Origin of the sequence: Streptomyces sp. PH10-H1 (assembly GCF_030063355.1) — a bacterium.
Taxonomy (GTDB): Bacteria; Actinomycetota; Actinomycetes; order Streptomycetales; family Streptomycetaceae; genus Actinacidiphila.
On sequence record NZ_JASISZ010000011.1, the window covers coordinates 11320 to 23616 of the forward strand.

The window sequence follows — 12297 nt, forward strand, 5'->3', positions numbered from 1 at the left end:
AGTCACTGTGACCACCTACCCGCCGCCCAGGCCGTCCGCGACGCAGGTGCCGCCGGCCTACGAGGAACTCCGCTCGGGCTGCCCGGTCGCCCGGGTGACCCTGCCCAGCGGCGACCCGGGGTATCTGGTGAGCCGCTACGAGGACGTCCGCGAAGTGCTCTCCGGCCCCGCCTTCAGCCGCGCGGCCACTGTGCTCCCGCAGGCCCCGAAACTGACCGTGATGCCCTTCGACGCCGGCGGGCTGTTCACCCTGGACCCGCCCGAGCACACCCGGCTGCGCGCCCTGGTCACCGCCGAGTTCACCGCGGGCCGGGTGCGCGCGCTGCGGCCGCGGATCGAGCAGGCCGCCGAGCGGCTGGTCGGGGAGATGACCACCGCGGGCGAGGGCGCCGACCTCATCGGCGCCTACGCCTTCCCGCTGCCGGCCTTCGTCATCTGCGAGCTGCTGGGCGTGCCCTACGAGGACCGGGACCGCTTCCGCGGCTGGTCCGACGCGCTGCTGTCGCTCACCGCGCACTCGCCCGAGGTGATGCGAGCCAACCGCGACGAGCTGGTGGGCTATCTCGCGGACCTGGTCGGCGCCAAGCGCCGGGAGCCCGGCGACGACCTGCTCAGCGCGCTGGTGGAGGCGCACGACGAGCACGGCAGGCTCAGCCATCCGGAACTGCTCACGATGGCGATGACGCTGCTGGTCGCCGGGCACGAGACGACCGCCGGGATGATCGGCACCTGCGTGTTCACCCTGCTGCGCGAGCCGGACGGCTTCGCGGCGCTGCTGCGCCGGCCCGCCGCGGTGGTGGAAGAACTGCTGCGCTACAACCCGATGGGCGACGGCGGTCCGCTGCGCGTCACGGTGCGGGACATCGAGATCGCGGGCGTACCGATCCCGGCCAACAGCGCCGTCATCGCCTCGATCTGCTCCGCGAACCGCGACGAGAAGGTCTTCCCCGAGGCGGACGGCTTCCACCCCGGGCGGCCCGGCCCGTCCCATCTGGCGTTCGGTCACGGCGTGCATCACTGCCTGGGCGCCCCGCTGGCCCGCGCCGAACTGGAGATCGCCCTGACGACGCTGGCGCGCGCGCTGCCGAAGCTGCGGCTGGCCGTTCCCGAGCAGGACATCACCATGCACACCGGGCTGCTGGTGAACCGGCTGACGGCACTGCCGGTCACCTGGTGACGTAACCCGCCGCGTCCCGCGGTCCGTAGCCGAGGGCGCGGTCCCAGCCGATGTGTCCCAGCCACGCCAGGCCCGCGACCGTGAGGCGGCGGCGCCCGGTGAGCGCCGCCGCCGCCAGCAGTACGGCCGGGACCGCGGGCGAGTGCAGCAGGTTGTACGGGCGCACGGCGTAGGACGGCATACGGTGCCAGGTGGGCGCTCCGGCGATGCCGATCAGCAGCGCGGTGTCCGGCGCGACCGCGCAGATCCACACCACCTTGTCGCGGGCACCGCCCAGCGCCACCGCCGCGCCGAGCGCGCCCAGACCCACCACCAGGCTCACCGCGCGCCCGGCCGGGTGGCGGTGGCCCCAGGTGGCGGGATCGCCGCTCCAGCGGGGCGCGGCGGCGGGGAGCGGATCGCGCGGAACGGTGTACGCGGCCGGCGGGCCGGGCCGGCCGCCGGGGTTCAGGGGCATCAGGCGGCTTCCGGCACCGCGCCGCCGGGTGCGGCGGCGGCCAGCGCGGCGCCCAGCAGCAGGCCGCGGGTGCGGTCGAGGTGGGCGGGCGCGCCGTGCACGTCGTCGAGGACCGTAACCTCGCCGGGCACGGCCGCCCTGCGGAGCACGGCGGCCTCGCCCAGCGGCACGATCTCGTCGCGCAGGGCGGCGATGTAGTGCACCGGGATGCGCAGCGCGGCGAGTTCCTGGTCGGTGAGGCCCCAGCCGCGGGTGTACCCGAAGACCAGGGAGGGCGGCACCCCGGTGGTGTGGGCCAGGGCGGCGAGGGTGGTGCGGGGCACCTGGCGCTGCCAGGCCTCGTCCTCGAAGAAGAGCCGCAGGGGGGCGCCGACGGTGGCCACGCAGGCCAGCCGGGAGTCCACCAGGGCGCAGCGCAGCGCGAGATGGCCGCCGAAGCTGAGCGCGATGGCCGCGGTGCGGCGGACGTCCGCCCGGCCCGACAGCGCGTCCAGGATCGCGGAGAGCATGCGCGGGGCGCGCGGCCCGTACGGCAGGGTGTTCTCGCCCACGCCGGGCAGTTCGGTGACGGCGAGCGCGACGCCCAGGGCGTCGGCGTGCACCAGCAGCGGTGCCCACTGCTCCTTGACGCTGACGATGCCGCCCATGACGACGATCAGCGGTTTCGGGTCCGCGGCCGACAGTCCCGCGGTCCAGCAGACCGCGGTGCCGTCCTCCAGCGGGACCTCCAGCCGCTCGATGCCGGCGTCCTGACCGGAACGCCAGGTGTCGAACGCGGCGACGCACCGCCGCTGGGCCTCCTGGCGGGGAGCGTCGCCGGGGTAGGGGAAGCGGGCCATGGCGTAGTGGCGGGAGGCCTCCAGGTGCAGTCCCCGGCCGGTGAGCCGGTCGCCCTCCGCGCACCAGACGCGTCCCCAGGAGCACGGCCGGTCCCCCCACGGCTCGGTGATCCGGGCCAGCAGGTCGTGGCAGTCACCGGGTTCGATGCCCTGGGCCTGCGCGTGCAGCAGGGACAGCCCCCGCAGTTCGTCCAGGCCGATGGCGTCGTCGGCACCGAGCCGTACGGTCATGTCCGTGCCTCCTGCTCGTGCTCGTGCTCGCCGTGGTCCGCGCGCCGCCCGGCTGGCGCCCGGCCGGCCCGCTCCCGGTCGGCCCGCTGATCGGAAAAGTAAGCCGGTTCCAGCATCCGGGCGCGCAGCCGGGCCGAGGTGTCCAGTGCCCGGTAGACGCCGCGGCGCACCGCCACGGCGGCCGGGGACGACCAGGTGAAGATCCGTTCCTGGCGCAGTTGCAGCCGCCGGGAGCGGGCCACCTCGCGGGACCGCTGTCGCTGGAACTGTGCCGTGGCGCGGTCGAGTCCGGCTGGTTCCCCGCTGTGGAGCGCGGCGGCGGCGAGCGGCGCGAGGGCCGCGGCGTCGGCGAGGGCGTGGTTGACGCCCTGCCCGAGAACGGGCGACAGGGTGTGGGCGGCGTCGCCCATCAGCACCACCCCCGGCGCCGACCAGCGCGGCACCGTGGTGCTGAAGATGTCCAGCAGCGCGGTGTCGGACCAGTCCCGCAGTGTCTCGCGGGCGGGCGCCGCCAGTTCGGGGGCGAGCTCGCCGAGCCGCTCGTGCAGCGCGTCGAGGCCGGTCCTGCGCAGCTCGCGCAGGCCACCCTTGGGGATGTTGAGGCCGACCCGGACAGTGCCGCCGGAGTCGGGCAGCAGCAGTGCGTGCCGGTCGCCCCGGATGCGTATCCGGTAAGCCGCGTCGGTCCACTCGACGGGTCGCGGCAGCCGCATCCAGATCACGTCCCGCTCCAACGGCCTGACCCGTGCGTCCAGTTGGGCGAGCTTGCGGACTTTGCCGTAGCGGCCGTCCGCGCCGACGGTGAGCCGGGCGCGGATCTCGTACTCCTTCCCGCCGGGTCCCGCGGCCCGCACTCCGGTGGTCCTGCCGTCCTGGTGCAGCAGGCCCTTGGCGGTCCAGCCGCGCAGCATCCGGAAGGTCTCCAGACCCGCCGCCCCGGCCTCGATCCCGGCGAGCAGCCGGGACTGCGGGATCTCCAGGGGAAAGCGGTACGGGTACGGGAAGCTCTCGAAGCCGACGTCGAGCACGGTCCTGCCGCCGTCGGCGACCTCCAGCCGGCGGACCGGCAGGGCGATGGACCGCAGCGGTTCCAGGACGCCGCTGCGGTCCAGCAGCCGTACCCCGTCCGGGGACAGCGATTCGCCGCGGAAGTCGCGGCGGCCGCCGGCGGAGCGTTCCAGTACGGTCACCCGCACCGCGAGCCGGGCCAGCGCGAGGGCCAGCGCGAGACCGGCCGGCCCGCCACCGACCACGACGACATCGGTCTCGGCGGGCGGCGGGCCGGTCACGCGGCGACTCCGGCTCCGGTCAGCGGAGTGTCGGTCGCGGTGGTCTCCGCGGCCGGCTCCGGAACCTCGGACGGCTGGTGCAGCAGCGCGGTGACCAGGCCCTCGTCGAGCATGGTGCCGGCCCGGGTGTCGTCGGTGTCGCCGAATCCCGCGTCGTACAGCGCCCAGCTCGCGGTGTAGCGCCCCTCGACGCGGCAGGTGCCGAAGGCCCACTCCTCACCGGTGCCGGGTGAGCCGTCCGGCCGGAGCACCTGGACCGGATGGCCGCTGGGGCCGAAGCCGAACTCGTTGAACCGGAAGCGCATGCCCTGGCCGATGGCCTTGCTGTACGCCTCCTTGAGCGTCCACAGCCGCACCATCTCCTGGTTGCGGTCGCTCTCACGGACCTGGGAGAGCATGGTGCGCTCGTACGGGGTGCAGACCTGCCGCTCGATGCCGGAGACCAGCATGGAGCGGTCCTCCAGTTCGGCGTCCACCCCGATCCAGCCGCGCCGGGTGATCCCGACCAGCAGCAGCTCCTCGGTGTGGCTGAGGCTGATGTCGATCTGATCGCAGCCGCGCAGATAGGGGCGCCCGCCGGGCTTGTAGGCCAGCTCCACGGTGGCCGGCGGGGCCTGGATCGCCTGTGCCGCCACGTGTTTGAGCAGCAGCCGGGAGGCCGCGAAGCGTTCCCGTACGTGGTGGTGGCGCATCGCCTGGTAGCGGTGCCAGTCCCGCCCGAGTACCGGACGCAGTTCGGGGTCGTCGAGGTTCTCGGGCACCCAGTCCGACAGCAGGGCGTGGACCATGACGCTGCCGCGCTCGTTCAGCGCTTCAACCACGCGGTGCCACGGGCCTTCCGGACTGGTGACCCTGATGGGCCGGCCGATCACCGGAACGGCGTTGGGGGGCGTCCCACCCCCCGGGAAGAGCGGCATCGCATGCCTCCAGGAGTAGTGCCAGGTCGTCCAGTACGTCAGCGGCCGCCGCGCCGTCGAGCACACGGTGGTCGAAGGTCAGACCCAGCCGCATCACCGGCGCCACGGCGACCCGCGCCGCACGGGCCACCGGAACCTCGGCGATCCGGCCCGCGGTCAGGGTGACCGCGGTGCCACCGTAGGAGTGGAAGGTGTCCACCCTGCGGTGGCCGAGAGAGCTGACCGCCACGGTCCCGAGCAGCTCGGCGCGGCGGGCACCGCTGCTCACGGCCGCCCGGAAGGCGAGGTGCCCGAGCGGCGGTGGCAGCCGGCCGAGCCGGCGCACCCCCGCCGCTCCCGGCAGGTCTTCGGCGGATCCGTCCCGGTAACGGTCCACCAGCCGCTGGATGCCGTCCAGGTCGAGCCGGTCCACATCCGGCAGGACCGCCACGCGCACCGCGCGCCGGCCCTCGTCGGCGTCGCCGCTGTCGATGGCCAGCTTCGCGTGCACCCGGTCGTAGCGGACGGTCCGCGGCACGAGCCCGCCGGCCGTCGTCGCGTTGGCCTCCGGGTGGGCGGCCAGTACCTGGCCGGCCGCGTACAGCAGATAGCTCACCACCGAGTAGCGCCTGCCCTCCTCCCGGGCGGCGGCCCGGTGCTCCCGCACCCCGGACATGTCGATGTCCGCGGCCAGGTGCACCGGCGCGGCGGCACGTGCCCACCGCAGGAAGTACCGGGTGTGACGGCGGGCCCGGTCGGCTCCTGCCGTGCCCGTGGCCGTCACAGTCCCGCCGCCAGCGCGTGGATCTCGGCGAGGCTGCCCGCAGTGACGACCTCGGCGACCGGCAGCGGCCGCCCGGCCTCCTCCTCCAGTACCGCGACGAGCCGGAACAGCAGCAGCGAGTCCCAGCCCGGCAGCGCGTCCAGCGGCGCCCGGGCGTCCTCCGGCCGCAGGAACAGGCCCAGTTCCCGGTTGAGCAGGGTGATCATGTCCTCGACGCCTGTCACTGTGCCTCCTCCTTCATGTCCGGTCCTTCATGTCCGAATGTGCGTGGCCGTCCCTGCCGTCCGTCACCATGCGCCTTCCCGTTCCAGCCGGATGTGACCCGGTGGCCCGTGCCGCGCCGGGGCACGGCACAGCAACACGTCAACGCTGCCGCTGCCGCTGTCGCCGTCCGCCGGGCCGCCGCGCGGTACGAAGCCGTGACGCAGATACAGCTCGCGCACCGCGGAGTTGGAGCGGGTCGGGCGCCAGCGGGCCCGTACCTCGCCGGCTCCGGCGCGGTACGCCGCGTCGACGAAATCGGTCAGGCAGGCGTCCTCGACCTCACGGCCCAGGACGCGGCAGCTGAGGACGAGGTTGTCGAGCGTCCAGGTGTCGGGACCGGTGCTGACGAAGAGGACTCCGGCCAGTCCCTCGTCGCCGAAGCGGTCGGCGGCCCTGATCGCCAGGACGCGCCCGGAGGCGGCGCGTTCGCGTACCTCGGCCGTCGTCCAGCGGCCGCCGGTGGCGTTGAGCCGGTTGGTGCGCAATGTCAGCTGCGCGATCCTCGGCAGCTCCTGGGCGGTGGCGGGCGACAGCCGCACCACGACCTCCAGGGAGTGCAGATAGGCGCGGTGGTCCAGCAGCCGCTCGCGCAGCTCGGTGCGCTCCTGGCGGCCCCGGTAGCGGGCGGGACGCTCGCGGTCGTCCTCGGTCAGCTGCAGGGTGTCGAACCAGCCGTCGGCCAGCAGCCGGTCCACGTGCAGAGCGGGCTCAGCGTCGAAGGGCAGCACCGCCGTGCCGGGCAGCGCGGCGGTGACCAGGGCGCGTTCCGCCGGGCTGTCGTCGGCGAAGACCAGGGCGGCGGAGCCCAGGCCGAGACCGTCGGCGATCTGCGCCAGGCTCTCGTGCTTGGGGCCCCAGCCCGCCCGGATCGCGGCGAAGTCCGCCTCGCGCAGCAGCATCCCGGGGTGCTCGCGCAGCACGGTACGGACCGGCTGCTCATCGTTCTTGCTGCTCACCGCGAGCAGCACGCCCTGATCGGACAACTGCTTGACGGCGCCCTGCAGTTCACCGAAGGCCCGGCCGCGCAGATCCTGGGCGCCACCGGTCGAACCGCCGACCCGTACGCCGTCCCCCTCGTCCAGCACGCCGTCCCACAGCGTCCCGTCGAGGTCCAGGACCAGGCATTTCTTCGTGTCACCGCGCAGCGTGCGCGCCAGGTGGGCGACCTCGCGGGCGTAGCCGGCCAGCAGCCCCGCGCCGTACGGGGCGCTGGTGTACAGGCTCAGCCGGGGGTCGTCGGCGCGGGCGCCGGAGGCCGCCACCGGGTCGAGGTCGAGGACGGCCACGCCGTCGCCGGGCCGCGACAGCCGCAGCAGTCCGGCGTTGAACTCCCGCCAGGCGGCGCCGAAGGCGGCCCGCGAGGCGAGGTCGACGAGCTGGTGGGAGAAGCGGCGCAGCAGGGGCACCGTGTTGAGGACCAGGGTGCCGGGCCCCTGCCCGGAGTAGCCCGCGGTGAGGCCGGTGAGCAGCTCCAGCCGTTCTGACAGGGCGTGTTCGGCGTCGGCCAGCCGCCAGGGCGCGGGCAGGCCCTCCAGGACGGTGAAGGGGTCGAGCAGGCACAGCGCGAGGTCGGGGCGGTGCGCGCGCAGCGGTGCCGCGGGGTCGGCGAGTTCGCTGATCCAGCCGTTGAACTCGCCGAGTTCCGCGTGCAGCAGCAGTCCGTGGCGGGCGAGTTCGGCGGCCAGCGGGGCGACGACGGGGCCGGTGACGGCGCGTCCCGCGGAGATCGTCACCCGCACCACGGGGGTGCCGGGGTGGTGCTCCAGCACCTCGCCGGGGTCGAGCCGGGACAGCAGCGCGCCGGCGGCGGCCAGCCCGGCGCCGTCCATCGGGGCCAGCAGACCGCGTACCGCCGGGTAGGCGGCGGCGAGGGTGCCGTCGGTGTGCAGCTGGCGCAGCCGGCGCAGGTGCGCGTCCTGTTCGCGGTCTCTCATGAGGCCTCCAGGGCGAAGCCGGCCGAGATCCAGCGGCTGGACTCGACACAGGCGCACAGCGCCCGCGCCCCGGGGGTCAGCAGCGGCAGCAACTGTTCCAACTGGCTCAGGACCAGGGCGTTCCCGGTGTTGCCGGTGTCGGCGACGCAGGAGATCTCGACGGCTTTCTCCACCCCGAGGCCGGAGCGCAGTGCGGCGGTGATCCGCCGGGTCATCAGGCCGCCGAGCTGTGGTGGCAGCAGATAGCCGAGGTCCTGCGGGGACCAGCCGAGTGCGTCCAGCAGCTCGGCACAGACCTGCTGGGCGAGTTCGGGGACCAGGCATTCGACGGCCTTGTAGTCCTCGGAGACCGGCGGCAGCGCGCTGTCGCGGTCGGCGGCCCCGTACCACTCGACGTGCTGGCCCGGCGGCTGCCCCGGCAGGGCGAGCCGGTGGCCGAGCCCGAGGAAGGCGGCGCTGCCGGGGGCCGGTGCGGCGCTCACCACGGCGGCGCCCGCGCCGTCACCGAAGATCACGTAGTTGACGAGCTGGGCGGGCGGCATCCGGCGGAAGTCCTGCTGCAGGTCCAGGTGTTTGGCGCAGACGTCGCCGCCCAGCACCAGCCCGTACGGCCCCGGCCCCTTTCCCTCTCCCGATTCCCTTCCCGGCCGCGCGGGTTCGCGGGCGAGCAGGGCCTCGGCGAGCGTGAACGCCTGAACGGCGCCGGAGCAGCCCGACTGCAGCTGGTAGACCGGGATGCCCACGCCGCCCAGCCGGTCCGCGACCACGGCGGCCGTGGTGGGCATCAGGGCGTCCGGGGTCGCGGTGGCCAGCACCACGAAGGCGAGATCCCGCACGGTGAGTCCGGCCCGCTCCAGGCACCGGACGGCGGCCTGCTCGCACAGGTCGGCCAGCAGGCAGCCGACGCCGCCGCCGAGGTCCACGGCGAAGTGCCGGGTGCGGGTGCCGATGAACATCTCCACCCACTCGGCGGACAGCCCGAGCCGCCCGGCCAGCACCTCGTTGCCGATCGCCGGGCCGGGCAGCGCGGTGGCCGCCGCGAGCAGGTGCATGCCGGGCCCGGACGGCAGGCGCCCGGTCATCAGGCGGGGACCCGGGCGAGCTGCTCGCGCAGATAGCCGGTGAGGGTCGCCAGCGACACCAGGCTCGACATCATCTCCGGGATCGACAGCTCGCCCAGGGCCGGTACCGCCTCTTCGAGCCGGTACTTGAGCTCCATGAACATCACCGAGTCGAATCCCAGATCGTCGTAGAAGCGGTCGTCGTCGCGCAGCGCGCCCTCGTCGGCGCCGATGATCCCGGCGATCGTCTCGCGCACCGCCTCGGCCAGCCCGCCGCCGTCCCGCTCGGGCGGCCGCGGGCCGGAGCCGGCGCGCACCAACGACAGCACCGGGCTCCCCGGCTCCCCGGCGGGTGCCGCCGGCGGCCTGGGGGGCTCGTGCCAGAACCGGGCCGTGGTGTCGAAGCTCTGCGGCGCCAGCCGGGCGTAGCGCTGGTCCTCGGGGCGGTAGAGCCGTGCCCAGTCGATGTCGACCCCGGCCGTGTAGAGCGCGGCCGCCGCCTCGACGGCGGTCAGCGCGCCGCTGTGGGCGTCGCGGACCACCGAGATGCCGGGCAGGCCACTGCCGCCGGGCAGCCGCCGGGCGAGCGGCAGCAGCACGGGCTTGGGGCCGAGTTCGACGAGGTGGGTGACGCCGGAGCCGAGCAGCGCGGCCGCGGCATCGGCGAACCGTACGGTCCCGGTGATGTGCTCGCACCAGTAGTCGGCGTCCAGCGGCCGTCCGGCGAGCAGACCGCCGCGGACGGTCGAGAAGAACGGCAGACGCGGCTCCCCTGCGGTAATCCGGTCCGCCGTCGCGCGGAAGCCGGGCACCACCGGGTCCATCAGCACGGAGTGGAAGGCGTGCGAGACCTTGAGCGGGGTGCAGCCGACGCCGCGGGCGGCGAGCTGCTCGCGGATCCGGGCGAGCGCCTCCAGATCACCGGAGAGGACCGACGCGGCGGCGCCGTTGGCCGCGCCGAGACCCACCAGCGTTTCGCCCGCCAGGACTTCGCGCAGATCGTCGGGATGGGCCCGCACCGCGAGCATGCCGCCGCCCTCCGGCAGCGCCTCCATGGAGGTCCCGCGGACCGCGACGAGGGCCGCGGCGTCCTCCAGACCGAGCGCGCCGGCGGTGACGGCGGCCGCGAACTCGCCGATGCTGTGGCCGAGTACGGCGCCGGGCCGCACTCCCAGCTCCTCCAGATAGCCGGCCAGCGCGTACTGCACGGCGAAGACGGCGGGCTGGGTCCAGCCGGTACGGTGCACCCGTTCGTCGCGGCTGAGCAGCAGTTCGGTGACGGAGCCGCCGAGATGCGGTTCCAGGGCGCGGGAGGCGTCGTCGAGGTGGCGCCGGTAGAGCGGCGACTCGCGGTACAGCCGGGTGGTCATCCCCGGGTACTGGGCGCCCTGCCCGGTAAACAGGAACGCCACCACGGGGGGTTCCGGCGGTTCCGCCACGCCTTCGCCCGCCTCGGCGGCGGCGTCCAGGGCGGCGGCGAGCCCGGCGGTGTCCTCGGCGGGGATCGCGATCCGGTACGCCATGCCGGTACGGGTCAGGTTGCTGGTCCAGCACAGCGGGGTGACCGGCTCCTGGGTGCGGGCGGCGAGCGATCCGGCCTGCACCGCGAGGTTGCGGCGCAGCGCCTCGGCCGTGGGCGCGGTGAGCGTGAACACTCCAGGAGCCTCGCCGTACTCGCCCTGCGGGGCGGGGGCGGGCGGCCGGGGGGCGGTGGCCAGGACGACATGGGCGTTGCTGCCGCCCATGCCGAAGCTGGAGACGGCGGCGAGCATCTCGCCGTCGGGCAGTGGCAGGGGGTCGGTCAGCAGCCGCAGGCCGTGCGCCGACAGTTCGAGTCCCGGGTGCTCGCCGCCCGCGGTCCTGACCGGCGGGACCAGCCGGTGTTCCAGGGCCAGTACGGCCTTGATCAGGCCGGCGATGCCGGCCGCGCCCTCGGCGTGGCCGATGTTCCCCTTCACCGAGCTGATCGCGCACGGCTCCGGCCGCAGTCCGCCGTACACATCCCCCAGCGCGCGGGCCTCGATGAGGTCGCCGACCGGGGTGCCGGTGCCGTGCGCCTCGACCCAGCCGATCCGCTGCGGATCGACACCGGCCCGGCGGCAGGCGGCCTGGATGACCTCGCGCTGGGCGCGCCGGGACGGGGCCATGATGCCGTTGCTGCGGCCGTCCTGGTTGACGGCGCTGCCGAGCAGCAACGCCCGCACCGGACGGCCCGCCGCGCGGGCGCCGTCCAGGCGCTGCAGCACGACGGCGCCGACCCCTTCGGCCCGGCCGATCCCGTCCGCCTGCGCCCCGAAGGGCTTGCAGCGGCCGTCCGGGGCGGCCAGTCCCGACTGCCCGTAGATCTCGTCCAGGACGTCGGACATCACGAGGTTGACCCCGCAGGCCAGCGCGATGTCGCATTCGCCGGACAGCAGGGCGCCCGCCGCGAGGTGCACGGCGATCAGCGCGGAGGAGCAGGCGGAGTCGACGGTGAGGCTGGGGCCGCGCAGGTCCAACTGGTACGAGAGCCGGTTGGCGAGGATCGCCCGGCCGGCACCGGTGCCGGTGCGCGGGGTGATCGCCGCGTCGTCGGCCAGCCGCAGCCGTGACCAGTCGTCGGCCATGGCGCCCACGTAGATCCCGGTGCCGCTGCCGGCCAGGTCCCTGGGGTTGATGCCGGAGTCCTCCAGGGCGCGCCAGGCGGTCTGCAGCAGCAACCGCTGCTGCGGGTCCATGGCGGCGGCCTCGGCGCGGCCGATACCGAAGAACGCGTGGTCGAACGCGTCGGCGTCGTCGATGAATCCGCCGTCGGGGCGGGCCGCCGGCCCGCTCGCCCGCCGGGTGTCCCCGACCCGGCGGGAGGCGGGCCGGGGTCCGACCCCGTCCGCGCCGGCGGCGAGCAGGTCCCAGTACGCCCCCGGGTCGGGGGCTCCGGGGAAGCGGCAGTCCAGGCCGAGGACGGCGATGGGGTTCACCGCGGTCCACCTCCCGGTGCCGTCCGCGTCCAGCCCGCCGTCCCGGGGTTGTCGCGGGGGTCGCTCGGGTCGCCGCCCGCCGGGTCACCGCGCGCGGGGCCGCCGTACGGCGCGTCCTGCGCCAGCGGTCCGGTGACACTGCGGGCGGACTCGGAGGCCAGATAGCGGGCGAGCGACTGGACCGTGGGGTGGTCCCAGGCCACCGTCGGCTCCAGATAGAGCCCGAACGCGTCCTCGATGTCGCCGAAGATGCTGAGCGCGGCGACCGAGTCGATGCCGTACTCGGCGAAGGGCACGCTGATGTCGATGTCCGCCGGGGGGCGGCGCAGATACTGGCCGAGCTTCTCCAGGAGCCATCCGCGAAACTCCCGCTCCTGGACGGCGCTGCCGGGAACCACCATGTCCGAC

General features: G+C 74.8%; 10 protein-coding genes and 1 pseudogene. 1 reads left to right on the forward strand and 10 read right to left on the reverse strand.

The features are described from left to right. Positions 1 to 7: 7 nt before the first annotated feature. Positions 8 to 1177: a cytochrome P450 gene (locus QMK24_RS09740; protein WP_283464964.1), complete on the forward strand. Its 1170-nt coding sequence runs from the start codon at positions 8 to 10 to the stop codon at positions 1175 to 1177. Here QMK24_RS09740 and QMK24_RS09745 read toward each other — a convergent pair. The 10 genes and pseudogenes from QMK24_RS09745 to QMK24_RS09790 all read right to left on the reverse strand — a co-directional run bounded on the left by QMK24_RS09745 (position 1167) and on the right by QMK24_RS09790 (position 12290). After that, positions 1167 to 1634 (reverse strand): DUF4260 family protein, encoded by a 468-nt coding sequence (locus QMK24_RS09745; protein WP_283464965.1) that lies wholly within the window; start codon positions 1632 to 1634, stop codon positions 1167 to 1169. The genes QMK24_RS09740 and QMK24_RS09745 overlap by 11 nt on opposite strands. After that, a complete protein-coding gene (locus tag QMK24_RS09750; protein ID WP_283464966.1) occupies positions 1634 to 2704 on the reverse strand; it encodes an alpha/beta hydrolase in 1071 nt (356 codons plus the stop codon). The genes QMK24_RS09745 and QMK24_RS09750 overlap by 1 nt, the downstream gene beginning before the upstream one ends. Further along, positions 2701 to 4029: pseudogene (locus QMK24_RS09755) on the reverse strand (FAD-dependent monooxygenase); the annotation flags it as partial. The gene QMK24_RS09750 and the pseudogene QMK24_RS09755, both read right to left, overlap by 4 nt. Further along, positions 3990 to 4814: a 4'-phosphopantetheinyl transferase family protein gene (locus QMK24_RS09760; protein WP_349307842.1), complete on the reverse strand. Its 825-nt coding sequence runs from the start codon at positions 4812 to 4814 to the stop codon at positions 3990 to 3992. The pseudogene QMK24_RS09755 and the gene QMK24_RS09760, both read right to left, overlap by 40 nt. Further along, positions 4807 to 5673, reverse strand: a complete 867-nt coding sequence (locus QMK24_RS09765) for a 2-oxo acid dehydrogenase subunit E2 (protein WP_283464968.1) — start codon at positions 5671 to 5673, stop codon at positions 4807 to 4809. Before QMK24_RS09765 ends, QMK24_RS09760 begins: the two co-directional genes overlap by 8 nt. Then, entirely contained in the window at positions 5670 to 5897 is a 228-nt protein-coding gene (locus QMK24_RS09770) for a phosphopantetheine-binding protein (protein WP_283464970.1), read from the reverse strand. The genes QMK24_RS09765 and QMK24_RS09770 overlap by 4 nt, the downstream gene beginning before the upstream one ends. A 63-nt stretch (positions 5898 to 5960) precedes the next feature. Further along, positions 5961 to 7871, reverse strand: a complete 1911-nt coding sequence (locus tag QMK24_RS09775; RefSeq protein WP_283464971.1) for an HAD-IIIC family phosphatase — start codon at positions 7869 to 7871, stop codon at positions 5961 to 5963. Continuing rightward, entirely contained in the window at positions 7868 to 8953 is a 1086-nt protein-coding gene (locus tag QMK24_RS09780; protein WP_283464974.1) for a 3-oxoacyl-ACP synthase III family protein, read from the reverse strand. Before QMK24_RS09780 ends, QMK24_RS09775 begins: the two co-directional genes overlap by 4 nt. Next, complete coding sequence (locus tag QMK24_RS09785; protein ID WP_283464975.1) at positions 8953 to 11889, reverse strand: type I polyketide synthase; 2937 nt, start codon at positions 11887 to 11889, stop codon at positions 8953 to 8955. The genes QMK24_RS09780 and QMK24_RS09785 overlap by 1 nt, the downstream gene beginning before the upstream one ends. Beyond that, complete coding sequence (locus tag QMK24_RS09790) at positions 11886 to 12290, reverse strand: acyl carrier protein (RefSeq protein WP_283464976.1); 405 nt, start codon at positions 12288 to 12290, stop codon at positions 11886 to 11888. The genes QMK24_RS09785 and QMK24_RS09790 overlap by 4 nt, the downstream gene beginning before the upstream one ends. Between the last annotated feature and the right edge of the window lie 7 nt (positions 12291 to 12297).